Source organism: Lentilactobacillus sp. SPB1-3, assembly GCF_026913205.2.
In the GTDB taxonomy this organism is placed as follows: domain Bacteria; phylum Bacillota; class Bacilli; order Lactobacillales; family Lactobacillaceae; genus Lentilactobacillus; species Lentilactobacillus terminaliae.
Map to the genome: position 1 here is coordinate 716441 of NZ_CP168151.1, position 23186 is coordinate 739626.

Genomic DNA, 23186 nt, shown 5'->3' on the forward strand with positions numbered 1-23186 from the left:
ATAAATGATAAAATTAAGGTTATTATATATCAAATATCCCAGGAGGATAAATTCGTTACCATGGCAGATGAAACTAATTTAACTTTACATACTGATTTTTATGAAATCAATATGATGGCGACATATTTTGAAAAAAATATGGAAAATCGTCATGCAGTATTTGAAGTTTTTTTCCGAAACTTACCGTTTGGAAATGGTTATGCAGTATTTGCAGGTCTTGAACATATTATAGAATACGTTAATAACTTACATTTCACAAAAGATGAAATTGATTATTTGCGTGAAGTAACAGACTATCCGGAATCTTTTTTAGAATATTTGCAAAATTTTAAATTTCAGGGAAGTATTAAGTCAGCTCTTGAAGGTGATTTAGTATTTAATAACGAGCCTATCGTTCAAGTTGAGGGATCGCTAGCTGAGTGTCAACTTGTTGAGACAGCTATTTTAAACATGATTAATTATCAAACTTTGATTGCTACTAAAGCGTCCAGAATTAGAATTGCAGCTGGCGACGATCCGTTAATGGAATTTGGTAGTCGTCGAGCCCAAGAAGTATCAGCCGCAGTTTGGGGAAGTCGAGCAGCCATCATTGGTGGTTTTGATTCAACTTCTAATGTTTTAGCTGGTAAAAAGTTTGGTATTCCATTGAGCGGAACGCACGCTCACTCAATGGTAGAAGCTTTTGGTAACGATTACGATGCATTTAAGGCATACGCTGCCACTCATCATGATTGTACATTTTTAGTCGATACCTACGACACCCTTAAAAGTGGAGTCCCATCAGCCATTAAAGTTGCGGATGAAATGGGCAATAAGATCAACTTTTTAGGGGTTAGAATTGATTCTGGTGATATGGCCTATATTTCTAAGAGAGTTCGGGAGTTACTAGATCAAGCTGGTTATCCAGATGCTAAAATTTATGCATCTAATGACTTAGATGAAAATACGATCGCTAGTTTAAAGATGCAACATGCCCGCATTGATGTTTGGGGTGTTGGTACTAAAGTCATTACATCATTTGATCAACCAGCATTAGGTGCTGTTTACAAGATGGTCAGTTGTGAGGATGAAAATGGTAACATGGTGGATACCATTAAGATATCTAGTAATGCCGAAAAAGTATCGACTCCTGGTAAAAAACAGGTTTGGCGAATTACCGATAAAGAAGATGGCAAATCAGAAGGTGACTACATTGCACTTGCTGAAGAGGATCCTCGTAAAGAAGATTCGATTTATATGTTCCATCCTCAATACACTTATATTAATAAAACAGTGGCTAACTTTGATGCCAGACCATTGCTACAAGATATCTTCGTAGATGGAAAATTAATTTATAAGCAACCAAATCTACAAGATATTCAAAAATATGCTAAGCAAGCGTTGGCTTCATTGTGGCCAGAGTACAAACGAGAACTCAACCCTGAAGATTATCCGGTCGATTTATCGCAAAAATGTTGGGATAATAAAAACAAAATTATTGAACAAGTGCACAGTTATGTTCAAAAAATTAAGTATGGTTCGGAGAATGACTAATGAGAGAAAAACAAGCTCAAATTATTGATGACTTGAAGGTTAGATCAGAAATCGATCCTCAAGAAGAAATCAGAAGAAGCATTGACTTTATGAAGGATTATTTAAAGCAATATTCTTTTTTAAAGGGATTAGTTTTAGGAATTTCAGGTGGTCAAGATTCTACTTTAGCCGGTAAATTAGCGCAAATGGCTATCACGGAACTGCGGGATGAAACCGGAGACAACAGTTATCAATTTACTGCAGTAAGACTTCCCTATGGGATTCAGTCTGATGAATCAGATGCTTTAGCAGCAATTGATTTTATGCAGGCGGACAGTGTTGCCCGAGTGGACATTAAACCTGCTGTAGATGAAGCGGTCAAATCTGTGGAAAGTAATTCAATTACGATTTCTGATTTTAATAAGGGAAATATTAAGGCCCGTCAAAGAATGATTGCTCAGTATGCGATTGGTTCTGCAAAAAGTGCAGCCGTGGTTGGCACGGATCATGCTGCTGAAGCTGTGACCGGATTTTACACGAAATTTGGTGATGGTGCCGCAGATATTACTCCGCTTTGGCGATTAGATAAACGACAAGGCAGAAAGTTATTAGAAACCCTTAACGCTCCGGTTAAACTTTATGAAAAGACACCAACTGCCGATCTTGAAGATGATCGACCTGCACTTCCTGATGAAGTGGCACTTGGAGTTTCTTACAAAGATATTGATGATTATTTAGAGGGCCATGAAATTGACAGTGCTGCAGCTGAGGTAATCGAGGGCTGGTATGATAAGACAGCACATAAGCGTCACACGCCAATTAATGTTTATGATAATTTTTGGAAATAGAATAGTGACAAACACATGCACTTATGGTTATAATAAGTGAAAAGAGGGAGTAACCAGCGATCTAATCGTGACTATCTCGTCAACGTGAAATCCATTGGATTTCCGGGATAGCTTAAATGGTGAGACTTATGAAATCCAGGCTATGGATTTTGTAAGTCTCTTTTTCTTTATAAGGAGGAAAACGATGGCTGATACAAAGAAGACCATCTACCAATTATCGGTAGATGAAGTTTTATCAAAGGTAAGTGCTACTAAAGACGGTTTAAGTTCTGAACAAGTTTCTGGCCGCCGAGAAGAATTCGGTCCCAACCAATTGGTGGCACAAAAAAGAACATCAATATTACAAAAGTTCATCGCGCAATTTAAGGACCTCATGATCATTATCTTGATTATTGCGGCAATTGTTGCTGGTCTTGCGGGCGAACACGTTGATGCAATTATTATCATTGCGGTGGTAATTTTGAATTCAGTGTTTGGAGTTTTCCAAGAATCGAAGGCTGAAAATGCGATTGATTCTTTGAAAGAAATGTCAGCACCAATGGCAACTGTTTTACGGGGTGGTCAAACTCAATCTGTAAAAAGTGAAGATCTTGTGCCCGGAGATATTGTGTTATTAGAGGCAGGGGATGTTGTCCCGGCAGATTTAAGATTGCTGGAAGCTAACTCATTGAAGATCGAGGAAGCTGCCTTGACAGGTGAATCTGTTCCTGTTGATAAGGATGTCGCTACGATCGAAGATTCTGATTTACCATTAGGTGATCGCAATAACCTAGCATTTATGAACAGTAACGTTACCACTGGTCGAGGATTAGGGGTGGTTGTTTATACGGGTATGAACACCGAAGTGGGTAAGATTGCCCATATGTTAAATACCGCAGATGAACAAACTACACCACTTCAAGAGAACCTAACTCAATTAGGTAAGATGCTGACATGGTTGATTTTAATCATTGCAGTAATTACTTTTGTGGTTGGTTTGCTCAGAGGTACTGAAACTGTTATTAACATGTTACTAACTGCCATTTCTTTAGCGGTTGCTGCCATTCCAGAAGGATTACCGGCAATCGTTACAGTAACTTTGGCACTAGGTACTCAACAAATGGCTCGGCATAATGCGTTGATTCGCAAACTTCCAGCAGTTGAAACACTAGGAAGTACTGATATTATCTGTTCTGATAAAACTGGTACTTTAACACAAAATAAAATGACCGTTGAAAAAGTATTTTTAAATGGTCAATTAACTGACGCTAACCAAGTTTCTGTTGATTTGAGTGATCAATTGGCTCAAATTATGGTTTTAAATAATGACACTAAGTTCCAACCTGATGGACTAGTGGGTGACCCCACTGAAACGGCCTTGATTCAGTATTACTTGAATAATAAGTTGCCAGTTTCTGAATTTATCAGCGAGCATGTCCGTTTAGCTGAAATACCGTTTGATTCTGAAAGAAAGCTGATGTCGACATTTAACCAGTATCCAGATGGTACGATTCAGATGAATATGAAGGGCGCACCCGATCAATTATTAAAACGGGTAACTAGAATCATTGATAATAATCAGGTAAGATCAATTACTTCAGATGATATTCAAAAAATTCAAGATACCAATCACAGTCTTGCTACTTCAGCATTGAGAGTGTTGGCTTTTGCTTACAAACCAGTGACTGAAGTGCCAACTGAATTAACTTCAGAAGCGCAAGAAAATGACATGATTTTTGTTGGGTTGATTGGAATGATCGATCCGGAACGACCTGAAGTATATCAAGCCGTTGCTGAAGCTAAGGCTGCTGGAATCAAATCGATTATGATTACTGGTGATCATCAAGATACCGCTAAGGCGATTTCCAGCCGGCTTGGGATTATTGACGATATCAATGATAGTCGTGCTGTTATGAGTGGTTCTGAATTAGAAGAATTATCTGATGACGAGTTTGATCGCCGAGTAGAAGATGTTTCCGTTTATGCCAGAGTTGCTCCCGAACATAAAGTTAGAATCGTCAAAGCTTGGCAGAAAAAGGGGAAAGTAGTTGCCATGACTGGAGACGGAGTTAATGACGCTCCTGCTCTAAAGACTGCCGATATTGGGGTCGGAATGGGTATTACTGGAACCGAAGTTTCTAAAGAAGCATCTGATATGGTACTAGCAGATGATAACTTTGCTACGATTGTGACAGCGATTAAAGCTGGTAGAAAAGTGTTCGCAAATATCCAAAAAGCTCTTCAATATTTACTATCTGCTAACCTTGGAGAAGTATTGACACTATTCATTATGACTTTGATGGGCTGGCAAATTTTAGCTCCAGTACAAATCCTATGGATCAACTTAGTAACTGATACCTTCCCAGCTATTGCTTTAGGGGTTGAACCTGCAGAACCAGGCATTATGAATCGTAAGCCTCGTGGTCGAACATCTAACTTCTTCTCTGGTGGGATTATGACCAATATTTTGTATCAGGGGCTCTTTGAAGGATTGATTACTCTAGGAGTTTATGCATTTGCGATTGCTAATCCGGTACACAGTACCGACGCACTGATTCATGCTGATGCATTAACAATGGCATACGCCACATTGGGATTGATTCAGTTGTTCCACGCATTTAACTCAAAGACGATTCATCAATCGATATTTAAAGTGGGACTTTTTAAGAATAAATTCTTCAACTGGGCAATGTTAGCTTCAACTATTTTATTAGTTGCAACCATAGTTGTTCCTGGGTTTAACCAGATGTTTCATGTTACGCAATTGAATTCTTCACAATGGATGGTAGTACTTTTTGGTGGAATTTTAATTGTTATTATCACAGAAGTAGTAAAATGGATTCAGAGACATGTACTCAATGAAGATTAATTAAGGTGGTAATTAGATTGAAACAAAGAGATGTTCAGACATACGCAAAGGTTATTTCAGATATCATCGATTTTACTGGTCAAAACGGTGAGGATTTAAACGCTGATTTCGAGACTTTAAGAAAAGCAGTTGATGATGATTCAGTAGCAAGTATTGGTGAAGAAGAATTAACACGCATCAAAAATCATTTCCAATCAGGAACTGATAAGTACCAAGATGGCGTTAATAAATTGGAAAATGCTCCAGTGCCTGTTAAATTATTGGGTCGTCATAAAACAATGGTCAATGCATACAAAGAATATGCAGATGCGTGCCAACAAATGACTGACAGCATCGATTTGGATAATCAACAAATTAACCAAGACCAATTTAATCAATCAGAAAAAGATCAAGAAGACTTTATTGATAAGTTCTCTAAAGCAGCTAATCGTGTAATGGGAAGCATTATGTAATTCGATTACTAGATTTGAAACCAATAGCGTGTGGCCAAGATGGTTGCACGCTATTGGTTTTTATGCATTTTATGGCCAAGCTTGTTAAATGAAAAAGGCGTTAATCCAGATCATAATGATATAATCGTAGTGAAAAGAATTTTGAGGTGAAAATTTTGACTAAATTAAGTGAGCAAGTCGTTGCCAAACTATCTGGTATTTCCAAATCACAAGTTGACGCAACTCTAAAAATGCTGTCTGAAGGGGATACAGTTCCTTTTATTGCCCGTTATCGTAAGGAGCGGACACATAATTTGGATGAGGTTCAAATTAGAGACATTCAAGATATGGCTAAGAAAATTGAAACCCTAGAAAAACGTAAGACAGATGTCATCAAAAAGATCGCGGAACAAGATCAATTAACGCCCAAACTAGAAGCTAAAATCAATCAATCTGAAACGGTTCAACAAATCGATGATTTGTATTTACCTTTCAAACAAAAGCGTCGGACCAAGGCCACGATTGCCAAAGAACGTGGCTTAATGCCATTGGCTGAGGCCACCCTTAAATTTGACGAGAATATTCAAACTAAAATCGCCGGCGCCATTAATCCTGATAATGAATTACTAACCAGTGATGATGTCGAGGCAGGAATTCACGAAATTTTGGCTGAACAAATTGGAGAACATTCTGAATTCAGATCTTGGATAAGAACTCAAACTATGAAGTCGGGTGTGTTGACTTCCAAGGTAAAAAACAAGGTCAAGGATAGTGAAGATGCGCAGACCTATCAACAGTATTTTGATTTTGAAGAATCTGTTAAAACAGTCCCTGAATTCCGTATCCTTGCAATCAACCGCGGTGAGCGAGAAGGCATTCTAACTGTCAAAATTGCAGTGAATGAACTGGAAATTTTTAATTATTTAAAATTTAAATTGATAGGTAATCATTCAGGACCTAGTGCTCAGATCATTGAAGATGCCGCCCAGGATGCATATAAGCGATTTATTGGTCCGGCCATTGAGCGAGAAATCAGAGCAGATTTAACCGAAAAGGCTGATCAGCATGCAATCGATGTCTTCGGTAAGAATCTTTATAATTTATTAATGCAGGCCCCATTAAAGGGTAGAATCGTGATGGGATTTGATCCCGCATACAGAACTGGATGTAAACTAGCAGTGGTTGATGGCAATGGTAAATTTCTTGGTAAGACAGTTATTTATCCACATAAACCAGCTTCAGAAAGCAAACGAAAAGCTGCTAAACAGGAATTCATTGATTTTATTAACCAATTCAAAGTAGAAATGATTGCTATTGGTAATGGAACGGCAAGTCGAGAGTCTGAACAATTTGTTGCTGACGCAATTAAAGAAATAAAACATCCAATTTTTTACGTAATTGTTAATGAGGCTGGGGCGTCAGTATATTCTGCTAGTGATGTTGCTAGACGTGAATTCCCAGACTTTAGTGTTGAACAGCGTTCAGCGGTTAGCATTGGTCGAAGAATTCAAGATCCATTAGCAGAACTGGTTAAGATTGATCCACAAGCAATCGGAGTTGGGCAGTATCAACACGATGTGGCGCAAAAACAACTAACTGAGAAGTTGGATCAAGTAGTTGAAACTGCAGTTAACCAAGTTGGTATCAATTTGAATACAGCTAGTCCAGAATTATTAGTTCATATTTCTGGATTATCAAAGACCATCGCAGAAAATATCGTGACATATCGAAATGAAAATGGTGGATTTACCAGCAGAAATCAATTGACTAAAGTTCCAAGATTAGGACCAAAAGCTTATGAGCAGTCGGTCGGATTCTTGCGTATCGTTAATGGTAAAAATCCATTTGATAATACAGATATTCATCCGGAAAGTTATGCTGCGGCTAACAAATTATTAAAACTATACAATTTGGAGAACGTGGAATTAGGATCAGAAACTGTTCGTGAACGATTGGGAAATGTTGATTTAAGCGAGGTAGCTTCACAGCTCGACATCGGTGAGGCAACTTTGCAAGATATTATTAAAGGATTAACTGTACCAGGCAGAGACTTACGAGATGATATGCCGACCCCGTTGTTGAAACAGGATGTACTTAAAATCAGTGATTTGAAGCCAGGGATGAAGCTTCAAGGAACAGTCAGAAACGTAGTGGATTTTGGAGCTTTTGTGGATATCGGAGTTAAGCAAGACGGCTTAGTTCATATTTCTAAACTGAGCGATAAATTCGTTAAGGATCCCAGTACTGTAGTTGCAGTTGGCGACGTTGTAAATGTTTATGTTGAATCAATAGATGAACAGCGTTCAAGAATTCAATTATCAATGATTGATCCTAATTCCGCAGAAAAGGAATAAGTATTGACGGATTTAGAATTACAAAAATTAGTCGAAAAAGTTTCATTAGAATCTTTTGGCAAAAAATTTCAACATCAAGCGATGTTTAATGCCCGATTGAGAACCACTGGCGGTAGATATCGGTTAGGTGATCATAACATTGAAATTAACCGGAAAATGGCTGATGAGTATGATGAATCAGTTTTGATTGGTATTATCAAACATGAGCTATGCCACTACCATTTACATTTGGCAGGTCATTCAGGAAAACATAATACTCCTGAATTCAAACAGCTTCTAAAGGCAGTTGGTGGCTCGAGATACGCGCCAGCAGTTGCTAAAGATTATAAGTATGTGTATGAGTGCACCCGCTGTGGTCTTGAATACCATCGAAAACGAAAAATTGATGTTAGAAAGTATGCATGCGGCAAATGTCGTGGTAAATTAAATTTAATAGCATAAATAAGTAGAAAAGGGGAATTGTTATGGCAAAAGTAATTGTTAGAGTTCCTGCAACATCAGCAAACTTAGGACCAGGAATGGATTCACTTGGATTGGCTTTTAAACTTTATTACACTGTCATCGTTGAAGAAAAGACTGACAAGTGGAAGGTCAATCACGCCCTAGGCAATGATGTTCCCACGGATGAGCATAACTTAATTGTTCAAAGCATTTTAAAAACTGACCCAGATATTGAGCCACATCAATTAACTGTTATTTCTGATGTTCCAATTGCTCACGGACTTGGTTCAAGTACGACAGCGGTTGTCGCAGGAATTAAGATTGCTAATTCACTGGGAGAATTAAATCTTTCGATTGAAAAACAGATTCAAATAGGTAGTGAGATCGAAGGTCATCCTGAAAATGTTGCAGCGGCACTTTTAGGTAATTTAGTTGTTTCGACTTATGACGGTGAAAAAGCATTGGCAACGTCAGTTCCTATTGATGGAATGTCAGCTTTGATGTACATCCGTCCGGATGGGATTTCAGAAGTTGAAAGTCGTGAAAAATTACCAGAGACTATAGCATATTCTGACGCAGTGTTGAGTAGTAGTCGGGCGAATGTCTTTGTAACCTTAATGAGCCAGGGAAAGTATCATGACGCCTTGCCATTAGTTGAAGGCGATATGATGCACGAACCGTTCAGAAAATCCATTGTTCCAGAGTTAGATGTTATTCGTGAAAAAGCTCACTCAATGTCGATCTACGGCACGTATTTAAGTGGTGCCGGTCCCACAGTGGGTACCTTAGGAAAACGCGATGATTTGGTACAACTTAGATTAGAACTTCAACAAATGGATCTTAATGGCAGTCTGAGAATTCTCGATGTTGATACCGAAGGGGCAACAGTTCGGGGAGAATAAAAAACCTATTGTCATGGTAGTCGCTATCTGATATAATTATTCTTGTTGATTGATGATGCGGCCATGGCGGAATTGGCAGACGCGCAAGATTAAGGATCTTGTCGGGAGTTCTCCCGGTGGAAGTTCGAATCTTCTTGGCCGCATAAATTTTTCGAACCATTACCTTCCCGGTGTGGTTCGTTTTTTTTTGGAGGAATTTATATGAATGCATTTATTTTCGATGTTGACGGAACTTTAATTGATAGTAAAGATATGTATATGAAACCCTTACTTAAGGTTTTAAATGCTAATGGTTACAATTTTGTGATGTCAGATTTAGATCAAACTTTCGGGATTAACGCACTGGATGCTGTTACTCAGTTGGGCGTTAAGGAACCACAAAGAATCGTCAATGAATGGTTCGGAATCGTTGACGATTATAAAGAATTAACCCATGTTTTTCCTAACATTAAAGAAATGCTGCAGGAATTGAGCTCAGACAACGGCAATCATTTAGCAATTGCTACTTCAAAATTAAGAACAGAACTTCTTAGAGATGTTGAGCCATATGGATTAAATGATTACTTTAGCGCCATTATTTCTTCAGATGACGTTGATAATGGTAAACCCGCACCTGATATGGTTTTAAAGGGTATTGAAAAGTTGAATTCAACTAAAGACAATACTGTATACATCGGTGACACGCTCTACGATTTAGAGGCTGCTCATCGAGCCGGAGTTAGTTTTGCATTAGCCGGTTGGGAAACTGATATGGCCGATCAATTCAAAAGTGCTGAATATTATTTAACGACACCACAAGATTTGCTAACCATCTAATTAGATAACTTTTTATTTTTTTACAATAGAGATAGTTGCCAGAGTTTTTAAATGGTAAACTATTAGTAATGATTGTAAGCGATTTAATAAAAAATATTTAAACGGAGTGATTAGTTTGATTTCTATTATTGTGGGTACTCATGGCCACTTTGGGGCTGAGTTAATAAAAACGTCTGAAATGATTTTCGGTAAACAAGATTCCACCTTGTCAGTTTCAATGCAAGGGTCTGATTCACTTGAGACTACCACTGCTAAATTTAACCAAACGATCTCCCAATTTCCAAAGGAAAATCAAGTTTTGCTGCTTACGGATTTATTCGGGGGCACGCCGTTTAATGTCTGTGCTCAGATTCAGGCAAATGATCCCGCAAGGTTTGAATTGTTATCGGGAGTTAATCTAGGAATGCTTTTGGAAGCCTTGATGGGCACTCAAGGTGATGTTCACGAACTTGCAGATCATCTTGTGGATGCTGGTAAGGCTGCAATTAACAAGTTTGAGATTAATAGTGATGAGGGGGATGAATTATTATGACAATGAATATTGCTTTAGCAAGAGTTGATAGCCGGCTATTACATGGTCAAGTGGCCACTTTTTGGACTAAGTACGTTAAGCCTAATCGAATTTTAGTGGTATCAGATTCTGTTGTTAAGGATCAATTGCGGAAAACATTAATTTCGCAGGTCGCACCTGCAGACGTGAAAGCTAATGTGATTTCAGTGGACAAAATGATTTCAATTTATGGTGACCCCAAATTTGATTCTTTCAAAGCTCTTTTGTTGACTGAAACAGTTGCAGATATGGTTAGACTAGCCCAAGGTGGCGTTGATTTTTCAGATAGTGGAATTAATTTAGGTAATCTGGCATACACTCCAGGTAAGAAAATGATTACTGATACGATTGCTGTGGATGATGAAGCGGTTAGTGAAATTAAAACTTTGATCGATCAGTTTCATTTAAATGTCTATGCCCAACAAGTTCCTGGTGAAAAACCGCAGAATGTATTGGAATTGATTAATGAATAATTGGGTGATTGAATATTGTTACTAGCTAGTTGTTTAACTTTAATAGTCGCTTTTTTGGCTGGCCTTGATGGTATTTTGGACGAATGGCAATTTTATCAGCCTATCGTTACTTGTACCTTAATTGGTGCAGCTTTTTCTGATATCAGTACCGGAATATTATTAGGAGCCACTCTGCAAATTATTATGAGTGGATGGATTAACTTAGCTTCGGTAATTTCTCCTGACATCTCTTTTGCGTCAGTCACAGCTGCTATTATGGTTTGTGGTCCAGCACATTTGCAGATCGGTCAGGGAGTGCTTGTGGCGATTGGTGCCGCTGTGATTGGTAGATTATTGACCATCAGAACACGAAAATTAATGGTAAATATTGCTCATAAGGCTGATCAAGCTGCAGAAATTTCCAAATTATCAGAGATAAATCGATTACAGTGGATCAGTATGGGAATTCAAGGGCTTCGAGTAATGATTCCCTCAGTCATAGTTTTGATGTTATCTAACGTAACGATTGGTCATTGGTTTAGAATGATTCCTCAATCAGTTAATACTGGAATCAATGCGGCAGCTAGTCTGATAGCTGTGGTTGGTTTTTCAATCATCATTACAACGATTGAGAGTAGAGCTCTTTGGATATGGTTTGCTGGTGGCTTTTTAATTGCCACATTTTTCAAACTTACTTTGACATTTGTGATCTTGTTAGGAGTCGTCTTAACGATTCTATACATAATTATTGAGAACCGTCATAACGGAAAAAAAGACCAATCTGATCCCTTTAGTGATGAGTTGGATGACCTATAGGATGTGGTTTAAAATTGATGAAAAGTAGTGGTGAAAACAGAATAACTAAGTGGGACTTTGGTCGTGTTTTTTTGCGATCATCGTTTGAGCAAGGGTCTTGGAATTATGAACGAATGCATAATTTGGGATTTGAATTTATATTGGTGCCAGTCATCAGTCGTTTATTTCCAAAATCTACCGATCGGTCTGATGCCATGAAACGACATCTGGATTTTTTTAACACAACTCCAATTATGCAGTCTTTGATTACTGGAGTGACAATTAATCTGGAGGAACAGGTTGCTGATGGTAGTTTCGACCCAAAACAAATCAATCAAGTTAAAACTGCTTTAATGGGGCCACTTGCTTCATTTGGTGATCCGCTGTGGTGGATAGTGCTAAGGCCGACCATTGCTGCGATTGCAATTGAACTGTGTATGTCAAAATGGCCCATTCTAGGACCGATATTCTTCTTTATAATTTGGAATATTATCAGATTAGGATTTAGATTCATTAGTCAATTAATCGGATATCAGCGAGGATTAGACATATTAGGAATCGTGCAGTCACCAATTATTAAAAACGTTATTAAAGGGTCATCAGTGTTTGGAATGTTTTTGATGGGTGTGCTTATTGCCCGGTTTGTCAGAATAGACATTTGTGGTTTTACTTCACAGTCATTCACTAAGATGATCAATTTTAGTCCGATGACCTTTGCATCGGCATTAATATCCATTGGATTGACTCTTAGTAGCATTTGGCTACTAAGAAAAAGGGTAAATATGGTGTGGATCATGTTGATGATCGTGGTCATCTGTATTGGCATGTCACTGGTTGGCATCATTAGGTAAGCGTAATTTTTTATTATTAAAATAAGTTTCAAAAAAGAGCTCCATAATCGTTAGACATTATCTTAACGATTATGAAGCTCTTTTATTTAGCATTTTTGTTTATTCATTAATAGCTAGTTGCAGCAGTTGAATCTGTTCCATCAGTGCCATCAGTTCCGTAAGCATCTGAAGATTCATCAGTGCCGGTTTGGCTTTGAGATAGCTTAGTTGATTTTTTCAATCCAAGTGAAGAACGGATTTCGTTGGAAACTTTGAGCAATTCTGATTGGGGAACATCTTGATAAGAAATTCCATCGATCATAGCATCGTCACCTTGTAAAGTTTGTGACTTCATATGGTGAGTTGCATCACCATATTTTGCCCTAATCGCAATCATATCATCAAAGGTCATATCAGTTTTTAAGTTTCCATTTAATGAGCTTAGAATTTGTTTATATCTAGGAAGGGAAGTCATGTTAATTCCCTTCATTACTAACTTCTTAATAATGTCTCGTTGACGACCTTGACGACCATAGTCACCAAGTGGATCATCATCACGCATTCTGGAGTAGTCTAAAGCTTGCTTACCGTTCAAATGGGTTTTAACACCTTTAGTAACGTCGGCATGACCATACTTGAATGTTAGTGGTGGTTTAACATCAACACCACCAACAGCATTAACCATCTTTTCGAGTCCACCCATGTTGATGATTGCGTAGAAATCAATTGGAATATCTAGCAATTGTTGCACAGTCTTGATCGCTGTTCCAGGACCACCAATTGTGTATGCCGCATTAATTTTTTCATATGGTAATGTATCACCCGGAATTTGTACTCGAGTATCACGGGCAATACTAGTTAAATGAATTGTTTGCTTCTTAGGATTAATAGTGGCAACAATCATGGTATCTGTTCGTCCTGTATCGTGACGACCAAGTGCTCCAGTATCAGTACCTAACAATAAAATCGATAGGGGCTTATTTTGTTTAATAACTGAAGAGACATTTCTTGATTTAGCAATTGAAGCTCCATCATAAGTTTGTTTGAAAGTATTTTGTGCGCTTTTGTAGGCGCCGTATCCCCAAACAAGTCCGCCACCAACGATTAATAGAACAATTATAAAAATTGTCCAACCGATACGTTTCCGGCGTTTGCCGTGTGGTTTACGATAATGTGGCTTTTTATCTGATCGCCGAGAATATACTGGATCAAAGTTCTTATCTTTATCATCTACTGGCATAATTTAAATTCCTCAATCTATAAAAGTATAACAAAAAGTATATTGCAGAATGGTGCTACTTAAAATGATTTCGAAGTGATTTTAAGGTATTTTAACAAAAATCTAACTTTTTGCTGATTAAACATATGGTTTGATTATAGCAAAAGTTCCTAAAAAATTGTGCTACAATATGAAAAGTATTAGTTTTCTTAAGAAATCGAGGGAAGTTATGTCAGTTTTTTATTCTGCTGTTTCAGGCGTTTTAGAAATTTTAATAATGATTGCCCTAGGATTCATCTTGGCTCGAAATAATTGGTTTGATGCCAAAATGACTAGTTTAATAGCTAAGTTAGTGACACAAATTGCCTTACCCGCTTATATGGCAGCCACGATCATTGAAAAGTTTACGGCTCCAGAACTTTTGAGAACGTTACCGGATTTGTTATTTCCAGTAATATCAATGTTAGTATTATTTATCATTTCGATACCGATCGCTAAGTTCTTTAAAATTAAGCCGAGTCATCGGGGACTTTTTCAATCAATGTTTGCTAATTCAAATACAGTATTTGTTGGTTTGCCAGTAAACATGGCATTATTTCACCAACGAAGCTTGCCATTTGTGTTGGTATATTACATGGCAAATACCACTTTCTTTTGGACATTAGGTGTATATCTAATCCAAAAAGATGGGACGGGTAGTGGTCATTTTGATTGGCGAACTACATTGAAAAAAGTATTTTCACCTCCACTGATGGGGTTCATTGTGGGTGTAATATTCGTATTAACCGGTATCAGTGAAATTTTTAAGGATCCTAACGGACTGGGCTTTATATTGTCTGACTTGGAGTACATAGGTGGTTTAACAATTCCACTATCAATGATTTTTATTGGAATATCAATCAATAGTGTTAATTTGGTAAACGTTCACTTTGATAGAAGTCATTGGCTAATTTTATTGGGACGATTCGTGATTGCTCCCTTATTGATGGCTGCACTGGTTATTCCATCGCCAATGCCATTATTAATGAAACAGGTCTTCATTATGCAATCAGCAATGCCAGTTATGACAAATGCTCCTGTAGTGGCAAGATTATATAATGCCGATTCAGAGTATGCTTCAATAATGGTAACTGAAACCACATTGATGAGTCTATTAGTAATTCCGATTCTGATGGTGTTAGTTCAACATATTTAATTCATTTTCATTATCAGTTAGTATGGAGTAAGGATGAATTAATCTTGAAAGTGGATTTATTCATATTCAACTGGTTATTAATAATTAAGGGAGGCAAACTTCAATGGCTAAGTTAGTGGTAATTAGACATGGTCAAAGTGAAGCTAATCGGGATAACGTCTTTACTGGGTGGAGTGATGTTCCGTTAACTGATTTAGGCTATAACCAAGCGCATGAAGCTGGAGCTAAGATTTCGAAATTACATATCCCGTTTGCTGATGTACATACTTCGTATTTAAAAAGGGCAATAATCACCGCCAATATTATCATGGATGAAGTAGGACAAAATTATGTTCCAATTCACAAAACTTGGCGACTGAACGAACGCCACTATGGTGCTCTGCGTGGTCGTAACAAGGCGGAAGTGGAAAAAAAGGTCGGCAGTCAGCAATTAAAAATTTGGCGTCGAAGCTACAGTGTTGTACCGCCAATGCTTGCTAAAGCTGATGTTGAAAGAAGATATCAACGAATTGGTGTCAAGATTCCCCGCGCGGAGAGTCTTGAAATGACTTGGCAGCGGATGCTGCCATACTGGATCGACCAGATTGCACCTGCATTATTGGCAGGCAAGAATCAGTTAGTTGTAGCTCATGGAAGTACTTTACGTGCCTTAATCAAGTATTTAGACAATATCTCCGATGAAAATATTACCGAGGTTGAAGTGCCGAACGGAAAACCCATTGTGTATGAATTTGATGGTAAATTAAATATTCTCAACAAAAAAACGATTGGTTAGATATCTAACCAATCGTTTTTTATTATGCCAAGGCGCCCATTGGATCCCAAGGATCAAGGATAGTAGGTTCTTGCTTTTGAGCAGTTAATTGTTCGTCTGAAAGATATTTTTTGTTAATAACAAATTGGTAAACGAATTCGTTCATCCATTCATCACTCATAACAAAATATCCCTTATTACCTGGTTTTTCACCCCAGCTATTTTCAACCTTCCACTTAGTTGGTTTGCCATCAACCAAGTCAACTCCAGTGATGACCATGGCGTGAGTCATTAAGCTTTCACCATAATCAAGTCGTTCAGATTTGGATAATGATAAATCAGTACTAAACAATTCATCCGGCGCATATAAGCGGGTATCCATGATTCCTTTTTTCGTATCTGAACTTTGGCCAACATCGCTACCAAACCAGACGGTTTCGCCGCTTTCGAGCTGTTTAATTGCCAAATCTTTTAATGCAGCCATTTCCAAGTTAAGATGTTTAACTTGGCGACCGCCTTCAACATTACCTAACATTTCAATCGTATAAGTTTTGTCGAAAGGTTTGTCAGCAGTAGGTGAGTTGATTAGTGAAACATAGTCGTTTAAATCAATTCCTACGTATTTGTCGAAAAATTCTTTAGGAGTAATTCCCTTTTCAATATGATAATTATTATCTTTGTCACGATATTCAAAGTCGAATTGATCTACAGGTTCACCAAGACTGTATGAAAGCATTTTGTAGATTTCATTTAACATCTTATCTTTAGTCTGGCTTAATTCTTCATCAGTTGCTTTATTTGCAACTAATTCACGAAGAATGACTGCATCATGACGAAGCTTTAAATTAAGGAACTTATTTAATTCGCGAGATGATGAACTGCTAAATGTTTCTGGCATGACAGACTTTGGAACGATTCCATATTTTTCTATCAAAGCACATAGCATGTCCCATTGACCACCATCTTGTTGTGGGGTGGTCATTAACCAAGCAACTTTGCGAGAGCTAAGTGGTTCATTAGCAGTGCGAATAACATTTTCTAAGAAGTAATTTGATTTTTCGAATTTATCCCAGAAGTTAGTGTAGTTTTGTGATAATTCAAAATCATCTTCGACTTTGAAACTGTTCATTACTCTAACACGCATAGTGTTAAGAGCAGCAAACATCCAACAACGACCACTTTGCTTTTGGTCAGCAACTTTTCCAGTGGATAAGTCAATTGAAAAAACTGGTTCCATAGCACTATCAGAATTGAAATCTGAACTAGTTCCAAGAATTCCCTTATGAGTTACCGCCCGACGAATGACTGCTGAAGAGTGGTCATCATCGAGATTTTTTTGGTAACGTTTGATTTGATCAAGCTTAATTTCTGATGTCAAAATATATCACACTCCTTAATGATTTATCATTTTACGCTCATTTTTATTGAAAATACAGTCACGGTGTATAATTATTTAGCTAAAAAAATCCCTCTCAATATTATTACTGAGAGGGAACTTATAACTATCATATTAGATTATCTTGCTTGTAATACTTCCGGTCCGTCTTCGCGACCAACGATTACAGTGTTAACCAAGTCTAAGAACAATCCGTGTTCAACGATTCCAGTCATTGAATCAAGATCGGCTGCTAACGCATGAGGATCTTCAATTTTACCCATGTGAAGGTCGATCACATAGTTTTTAGAGTCGGTTAAAACATGTTCGCCATTAGCCATTCTGAATTCTGGATGATATCCTTTTGCGTCGAGGCGCTTGAGTAATTGTTTGCTACCGTAAGGAATTACTTCCAATGGTAGTGGGAATGATCCAAGTTCATCTGCCATTTTACTCTCATCAACGATCCACATGTTACGACGAGAATTAATTGCTACGATTTTTTCCCAAAGATGGGCAGCACCGCCACCTTTGATTCCTTGGAAATTCTTATCGATTTGATCAGCACCATCGATCGTTAAATCAATGTGATCAACTTCATCGACATCTTTAATAGTGATTCCTAAGTTGGTTGCTTGTTCAGCAGTTCGCTTAGAAGTTGATACACCAACGATGTTGATCCCGTCTTTTTGAACTCGTTCACCTAAATAATCGACCATGTATTTAACAGTCGAACCAGTGCCTAAACCAACGATCATGCCGTCTTCAATGAAGTCAACCGCTGCCTTACCAACTAATTGTTTTAATTCGTCTTGAGTCATGTATATAGCCCCTTTGAAATTCAATAAGTGTAATGTTTTACCAATGATTATTCTGAGGTGGTTTTTCATATTTGTCAATCTATTAAATTAGAAATATGTAGTTTATAATTTATAAAAAAGATAAAACGAGGTATGAAAATGTCACGAGGATTCGAAATTGTTTCAAAATATCAAAATGATGGAATAAATATTCCCCATCGAACAACAGAAAATGCCGCTGGGTATGACTTTGAGAGTGCCGTAGACTTTAAGCTACCTTCAATTTGGAAATTAAATTTTGTCAAACTACTATGGGCGATCAGACATGAAAATAGTTTATCAGAAGATGAGGTTGCCAAAGCTAAAGCAATTTTGAAACCATATCTTGTGCCAACGGGAATAAAAGCATATATGAATCCTGAAGAAGTACTGATTATTGCTAATAGATCAAGTAATCCTCTGAAACGGGGGTTGATTTTACCGAACGGAATTGGTGTTATCGATGCGGATTACTACAATAATGAAAGTAATGAAGGCGAAATTTTTGTCCAATTATTAAACTTTTCAGTGACAGACACCGTAATTAAAAAGGGGCAACGAATTGCCCAAGGAATCTTTATGCCATACTTGTTAGCTGATCAAGATGATTTGGTAGAAAAAGCTACAAGGGTCGGGGGATTCGGCTCTTCGGATAAATAATTTTAAGAAGCTGTAAAAAAATGAAAGTTAGGCATTTTTTAGTTGATTTAAGTGATACAATGATATGACATTGTGAAGCATTAGTGATATTAAAAGACATTAGGAGAATTTAATTGGCAAAAGTAAAAACTCAGTTTGTGTGCCAAAATTGTGGCTATATCTCACCTAGATATTTAGGCCGGTGTCCTAACTGTAATGAATGGAATACTTTAGTAGAAGAAACTATTTCCAAACCTGTAGCAAGCTCATTGGCTACCCCAAACAATGGAATTCATAATAATCAACCAGAACCTATTACACAGGTAAAATTTCAATCTGAAACACGATCTGACACAGGACTATCTGAATTAGATCGTGTTCTTGGTGGTGGTGTCGTGCCAGGATCGCTTGTACTGATTGGTGGAGATCCCGGTATTGGTAAATCTACATTGCTACTGCAAGTTTCTGGTAATTTAGCCAAACATTCAAAGGTGTTATACATTTCCGGTGAAGAAAGTGCCAGTCAAATCAAGATGCGTGCAGACCGATTAGCAGTTGGTGGAGACGATTTACTGGTATATCCTGAAACAGATATGAATGTTATTAAAACTGCAATCAACGATGTTCAACCAGACATCGTAGTGATTGATTCCGTCCAAACGATGCAGATTCCAGAGTTACAGTCTGCTACTGGATCAGTTGCTCAGATTCGTGAGGTTACTGCTGACTTAATGAGCATCGCTAAGGGACAGGGCATAACCGTGTTTGTCGTCGGCCATGTTACTAAGGGCGGCGCCATTGCAGGACCCAAAATCTTAGAGCACATGGTAGATACTGTACTTTATTTTGAAGGTGACCTTCATCATTCATACCGAATCTTACGTGCCGTTAAAAACCGGTTTGGTTCAACGAACGAGCTGGGTGTGTTTGAGATGCGTGAAGATGGATTGGCAGAAGTTAGTAATCCTTCAGAAATATTTTTAGAGGAGCGATTGCAAGATGCAAACGGTTCGGCAATCGTTGTTTCAATGGAAGGTACCAGACCTATTCTTGTTGAAATTCAGGCTTTAGTGACTTCTTCAGTATTTGGCAATGCTCAACGTACTGCTACTGGACTTGATCGTAATCGAGTTTCCTTAATTATGGCTGTTTTAGAAAAAAGAGCTGGGCTGATGTTACAAAACCAAGATGCATATTTGAAGGCGGCTGGTGGTGTTAAACTAGACGAACCTGCTATTGATTTAGCAATCGCGGTCAGCATTGCTTCTTCATATAGAAACACAGGTACTAATCCTACTGAATGTTTTGTAGGTGAATTAGGATTAACTGGTGAAGTCCGTAGAGTCAATCGAATTGAGCAGCGGGTTCAAGAAGCTCAAAAACTTGGGTTCACTAGAATTATCGTACCAGCAAACAATTTGTCAGGTTGGACGGCTCCAAAAGGTATTGAAGTAATTGGAGTTAAAACTATTTCTCAAGCGTTAAAGATTGCGTTAGGGTAGAATAGGTAGTGGAGGTGATAAATTTGCGCAAAAGGATTGTTCAATTAATTTTTACTGTAGCTGGTGCTGCATTAGGTGCGAGCTATTTCCCACTAGTTTGGTTAGCATTTCAAATTAGGTATGGTACATTATTCAATAACACAATTACCAATGCTATTTTAGGTGCAATTATTTTTTATTTATTATCATTAGTATTGGGTAATACAGTGTTAAGGCTAGTCGATCGAATCGAAAAGGAGTTGACTAGTCAAAGCCCGGTTCAGCTATTATTTGCTTCATTAGGTTTGATTTTAGGATTAGTCGTGGCTGCACTAATCTCAATTGTCTTTTTCAGAAGCCATACGATATTTATCAACACAATGATTCCAATATTGATCATGGTGGCCCTTGGATATTTCGGATTTCGAATCGGTGGAACACAGTCTGATCGATTCAGAAAAATGTTCAGTCGTAATCGAAATAAGGATTTCAATAAGAGCGAAGAAGATATTATTGATAAACCTTTAGATGATAACTACCATCATTATAAAATTTTGGATACTAACATCCTGATTGATGGCCGAATTTACGATATCGTGAAGACTGGTTTTATCGAAGGAACCTTGTTAGTACCTAAATTCGTTTTGTATGAATTGCAATACATTGCTGATTCCAGCGATAGTGTTAAGCGTGTGCGTGGCCGTCGTGGCCTAGATATTCTTAACAAGCTTCAAAATGAGGACTTAATTCCTATTGAAATTTCTGATCGAGATTTCGAAGATATTTCTGAAGTTGACACAAAGCTGATTCAATTAGCCAAGGAAGTCAATGGAGTAATCGTTACTAACGATTACAATTTAAATAAGGTTATTCAGTTCCAAAATGTGGATGTCTTTAATATCAATGCTTTATCCACTGCGTTAAGACAAAAAATATTACCTGGTCAGAAATTAAATGTCATGGTGGTTAAAAACGGTACGGAACGTCAACAAGGGGTTGCGTATCTTGACGATGGTACGATGGTGGTTGTTGAAGATGGTAAGTACTACCTTAACAAGCACATCGATGTTGTCGTCACTAGTGCTATTCAAACTGATGCTGGTAAGATGATATTTGCTGATCCAGAACACTCAACCAAGAAGATTAACCATGATGAAAAACATGAAGGTTAATTAGATAATATGTAAAAGAAATATTCGTTTAATAAAAAATGGAAGGGCTGCTGCCCTTTATTTTTTTAGGGGTTCATTGTACACTAAAAATACTGACAAATTTAGAAATTTTAGAAAGAGGCGTTATAAATTGGCAAACGACGCAATTCGAGTTCGTTATGCTCCAAGTCCTACTGGTCATTTACACATTGGAAATGCCAGAACTGCAATTTTCAACTATCTTTTTGCCCGTCACAACAAGGGTAAATTCATTATTAGAATTGAAGATACTGATACCAAAAGAAACGTAGCGGATGGTGAAAAGAGTCAGCTTGAAAACCTAAAATGGTTAGGCTTAGATTGGGATGAAGGTCCTGACAAGCCCGGCGACGTTGGCCCTTACCGCCAGTCAGAACGACAAGATATCTACCAACCTTTATTACAACAACTTTTGGATGAAGGTAAAGCTTACGAATCTTATCGTACTGAAGAGGAATTGGAAGCTGATCGCGAAGCCCAAAAAGCTCGCGGTGAGATGCCTCATTATGAATATGAGTACGCTGGAATGACTGATGAAGAACGTGCCCAAGCCATTGAAGATGCTAAAGCTAAGGGATTAAAACCCGTAATTAGATTTAGAGTTCCTCAAGATCACGACTATTCATGGGAAGATATGGTTAAGGGAAATGTTTCCTTTAACTCAGACACCATTGGTGGTGACTTTGTTATTGCTAAGCGTGATGGTATGCCAACTTATAACTTTGCGGTTGTTGTTGATGATCATTTGATGAAAATCAGCCACGTTTTCCGTGGAGACGATCACGTTGCCAACACTCCTAAACAATTAATGATCTATGAAGCATTTGGCTGGAACGCACCTAAGTTTGGTCATATGAGTTTAATCATTAGTGCCGATACTGGTAAGAAGCTTTCTAAGCGTGACGAAACCGTCTTACAATTCATCGAACAATACCGTAATCTAGGTTACTTACCAGAAGCTATGTTTAACTTTATTTTGCTTCTTGGCTGGTCACCAGTTGGTGAAGATGAAATCTTTACTCAAAAAGAATTCATCAAGATGTATGATGAAAAACGTTTGAGCAAGTCACCTGCTAAGTTCGATTCTAAAAAGCTAGAATGGATCAACAACCAATACGTTAAGTCATCTGATGAAGATGTAATTATGGACCTTGCCTTGAAACAATTAATTGAATCAGGCAACTTGCCAAAGGATCTTGATGAGAAGACGATTGAATGGGCTAGAAAGTTAATCAACGTTTACAAACAACAAATGAGTTATATGGCTCAAATTAACGAAATGGCTGATGTTTTCTTTAATGAACCTGATCAAGTTGAAGGTGAAGCTCTTGAAGAAATCTCTAACGATGATGCCAAGACCGTTCTAACATCTTTCAAACAAAAGATGATCGACATGGCTATCTTTGATAAAGTTCAGATTTTTGCTGCAATTAAAGCAGTTCAAAAGGAAACTGGTATCAAGGGTCGCAAATTATGGATGCCAATTCGAATTGCTGTTACTCATGAAATGCATGGCCCAGAATTGCCAGAATCAATTGAGTTGATTGGTCGTAAGACAGCAATTAAGCACGTTGATGAAGTTTTAGCACAGTTAAATATTTAATTTTTAATATAAAAATATTTTTTTGGAAATTGGTCTGGTTAGTTTAGACAGGCCAATTTTTATTTTGCATTTTTATTGTGGGTGGAAGTTTAGAAATCAGGGGCTATATATG

General features: G+C 37.7%; 21 protein-coding genes and 1 tRNA gene. 19 read left to right on the forward strand and 3 right to left on the reverse strand.

Annotated features, from left to right (window positions below; genetic code table 11):
* The first annotated feature begins 60 nt into the window (after window positions 1–60).
* The 13 genes from O0236_RS03555 (at window position 61) to O0236_RS03615 (ending at window position 12800) form a co-directional block, all read left to right on the forward strand.
* Window positions 61–1533, forward strand: coding sequence for a nicotinate phosphoribosyltransferase (locus O0236_RS03555; protein ID WP_268912750.1), 1473 nt, complete (start codon window positions 61–63; stop codon window positions 1531–1533).
* Window positions 1533–2360 carry an ammonia-dependent NAD(+) synthetase gene (nadE, locus tag O0236_RS03560; protein WP_268912751.1) on the forward strand — a complete coding sequence of 276 codons (828 nt, stop codon included), beginning with the start codon at window positions 1533–1535 and terminating at the stop codon, window positions 2358–2360. Before O0236_RS03555 ends, nadE begins: the two co-directional genes overlap by 1 nt.
* Window positions 2361–2544: 184 nt before the next feature.
* On the forward strand, window positions 2545–5208 hold the full coding sequence (locus O0236_RS03565; RefSeq protein ID WP_268912752.1) for a calcium-translocating P-type ATPase, PMCA-type: 2664 nt from the start codon (window positions 2545–2547) through the stop codon (window positions 5206–5208).
* Window positions 5209–5225: 17 nt separating this feature from the next.
* Window positions 5226–5660, forward strand: a complete 435-nt coding sequence (locus O0236_RS03570) for a hypothetical protein (protein WP_268912753.1) — start codon at window positions 5226–5228, stop codon at window positions 5658–5660.
* A gap of 152 nt (window positions 5661–5812) precedes the next feature.
* The gene (locus tag O0236_RS03575; protein WP_268913298.1) at window positions 5813–7993 is read left to right on the forward strand and encodes a Tex family protein; all 2181 of its coding nucleotides are present in this window, start codon (window positions 5813–5815) and stop codon (window positions 7991–7993) included.
* A gap of 3 nt (window positions 7994–7996) precedes the next feature.
* On the forward strand, window positions 7997–8434 hold the full coding sequence (locus O0236_RS03580) for a SprT family protein (RefSeq protein WP_268912754.1): 438 nt from the start codon (window positions 7997–7999) through the stop codon (window positions 8432–8434).
* Window positions 8435–8457: 23 nt separating this feature from the next.
* Window positions 8458–9336, forward strand: a complete 879-nt coding sequence (gene thrB, locus O0236_RS03585; RefSeq protein ID WP_268912755.1) for a homoserine kinase — start codon at window positions 8458–8460, stop codon at window positions 9334–9336.
* A 57-nt stretch (window positions 9337–9393) separates the two neighbouring features.
* Window positions 9394–9479, forward strand: a tRNA-Leu gene (locus tag O0236_RS03590).
* Window positions 9480–9537: 58 nt separating this feature from the next.
* Entirely contained in the window at window positions 9538–10152 is a 615-nt protein-coding gene (locus O0236_RS03595; protein ID WP_268912756.1) for an HAD family hydrolase, read from the forward strand.
* A gap of 115 nt (window positions 10153–10267) precedes the next feature.
* Window positions 10268–10684, forward strand: a complete 417-nt coding sequence (locus O0236_RS03600) for a PTS sugar transporter subunit IIA (protein ID WP_268912757.1) — start codon at window positions 10268–10270, stop codon at window positions 10682–10684.
* On the forward strand, window positions 10681–11175 hold the full coding sequence (locus tag O0236_RS03605) for a PTS system mannose/fructose/N-acetylgalactosamine-transporter subunit IIB (protein ID WP_268912758.1): 495 nt from the start codon (window positions 10681–10683) through the stop codon (window positions 11173–11175). The genes O0236_RS03600 and O0236_RS03605 overlap by 4 nt, the downstream gene beginning before the upstream one ends.
* A 15-nt stretch (window positions 11176–11190) precedes the next feature.
* Window positions 11191–11970, forward strand: a complete 780-nt coding sequence (locus O0236_RS03610; RefSeq protein WP_268912759.1) for a PTS sugar transporter subunit IIC — start codon at window positions 11191–11193, stop codon at window positions 11968–11970.
* Window positions 11971–11987: 17 nt separating this feature from the next.
* Window positions 11988–12800 carry a PTS system mannose/fructose/sorbose family transporter subunit IID gene (locus O0236_RS03615; protein ID WP_268913299.1) on the forward strand — a complete coding sequence of 271 codons (813 nt, stop codon included), beginning with the start codon at window positions 11988–11990 and terminating at the stop codon, window positions 12798–12800.
* A gap of 106 nt (window positions 12801–12906) precedes the next feature.
* Here O0236_RS03615 and O0236_RS03620 read toward each other — a convergent pair whose 3' ends face one another.
* Complete coding sequence (locus O0236_RS03620) at window positions 12907–14019, reverse strand: LCP family protein (protein ID WP_268912760.1); 1113 nt, start codon at window positions 14017–14019, stop codon at window positions 12907–12909.
* A 208-nt stretch (window positions 14020–14227) separates the two neighbouring features.
* On the opposite strand from O0236_RS03620, the gene O0236_RS03625 reads away from it, so the two are divergent.
* Both O0236_RS03625 and O0236_RS03630 read left to right on the forward strand, forming a co-directional pair.
* Window positions 14228–15193 carry an AEC family transporter gene (locus O0236_RS03625; protein ID WP_268912761.1) on the forward strand — a complete coding sequence of 322 codons (966 nt, stop codon included), beginning with the start codon at window positions 14228–14230 and terminating at the stop codon, window positions 15191–15193.
* Between the two features lie 103 nt (window positions 15194–15296).
* Entirely contained in the window at window positions 15297–15968 is a 672-nt protein-coding gene (locus O0236_RS03630; protein WP_268912762.1) for a 2,3-bisphosphoglycerate-dependent phosphoglycerate mutase, read from the forward strand.
* Between the two features lie 22 nt (window positions 15969–15990).
* Here the strand turns inward: O0236_RS03630 and O0236_RS03635 are convergent, their stop codons facing one another.
* Window positions 15991–17325, reverse strand: coding sequence for an aminopeptidase C (locus tag O0236_RS03635; protein WP_268912763.1), 1335 nt, complete (start codon window positions 17323–17325; stop codon window positions 15991–15993).
* A gap of 137 nt (window positions 17326–17462) precedes the next feature.
* Window positions 17463–18143, reverse strand: coding sequence for a ribose-5-phosphate isomerase RpiA (gene rpiA / locus O0236_RS03640; protein ID WP_268912764.1), 681 nt, complete (start codon window positions 18141–18143; stop codon window positions 17463–17465).
* Between the two features lie 138 nt (window positions 18144–18281).
* Here rpiA and O0236_RS03645 point away from each other — a divergent pair, with 138 nt between their 5' ends.
* The 4 genes from O0236_RS03645 (at window position 18282) to gltX (ending at window position 23074) form a co-directional block, all read left to right on the forward strand.
* On the forward strand, window positions 18282–18821 hold the full coding sequence (locus O0236_RS03645; protein WP_268912765.1) for a dUTP diphosphatase: 540 nt from the start codon (window positions 18282–18284) through the stop codon (window positions 18819–18821).
* Window positions 18822–18934: 113 nt separating this feature from the next.
* Entirely contained in the window at window positions 18935–20302 is a 1368-nt protein-coding gene (radA, locus tag O0236_RS03650) for a DNA repair protein RadA (RefSeq protein WP_268912766.1), read from the forward strand.
* 14 nt (window positions 20303–20316) lie between these two features.
* Window positions 20317–21453, forward strand: coding sequence for a PIN/TRAM domain-containing protein (locus O0236_RS03655; RefSeq protein ID WP_268912767.1), 1137 nt, complete (start codon window positions 20317–20319; stop codon window positions 21451–21453).
* A gap of 130 nt (window positions 21454–21583) precedes the next feature.
* The gene (gltX, locus tag O0236_RS03660) at window positions 21584–23074 is read left to right on the forward strand and encodes a glutamate--tRNA ligase (RefSeq protein ID WP_268912768.1); all 1491 of its coding nucleotides are present in this window, start codon (window positions 21584–21586) and stop codon (window positions 23072–23074) included.
* Window positions 23075–23186: the final 112 nt, after the last annotated feature.

Coding starts and splice junctions, on each gene's coding strand:
- O0236_RS03555 (WP_268912750.1), top strand. CDS start 61: ATGGCAGATGAAACTAATTTAACTTTACATACTGATTTTTATGAAATC.
- nadE (WP_268912751.1), top strand. CDS start 1,533: ATGAGAGAAAAACAAGCTCAAATTATTGATGACTTGAAGGTTAGATCA.
- O0236_RS03565 (WP_268912752.1), top strand. CDS start 2,545: ATGGCTGATACAAAGAAGACCATCTACCAATTATCGGTAGATGAAGTT.
- thrB (WP_268912755.1), top strand. CDS start 8,458: ATGGCAAAAGTAATTGTTAGAGTTCCTGCAACATCAGCAAACTTAGGA.
- O0236_RS03595 (WP_268912756.1), top strand. CDS start 9,538: ATGAATGCATTTATTTTCGATGTTGACGGAACTTTAATTGATAGTAAA.
- O0236_RS03605 (WP_268912758.1), top strand. CDS start 10,681: ATGACAATGAATATTGCTTTAGCAAGAGTTGATAGCCGGCTATTACAT.
- O0236_RS03615 (WP_268913299.1), top strand. CDS start 11,988: ATGAAAAGTAGTGGTGAAAACAGAATAACTAAGTGGGACTTTGGTCGT.
- O0236_RS03620 (WP_268912760.1), bottom strand. CDS start 14,019: ATGCCAGTAGATGATAAAGATAAGAACTTTGATCCAGTATATTCTCGG.
- O0236_RS03625 (WP_268912761.1), top strand. CDS start 14,228: ATGTCAGTTTTTTATTCTGCTGTTTCAGGCGTTTTAGAAATTTTAATA.
- O0236_RS03630 (WP_268912762.1), top strand. CDS start 15,297: ATGGCTAAGTTAGTGGTAATTAGACATGGTCAAAGTGAAGCTAATCGG.
- rpiA (WP_268912764.1), bottom strand. CDS start 18,143: ATGACTCAAGACGAATTAAAACAATTAGTTGGTAAGGCAGCGGTTGAC.
- O0236_RS03645 (WP_268912765.1), top strand. CDS start 18,282: ATGTCACGAGGATTCGAAATTGTTTCAAAATATCAAAATGATGGAATA.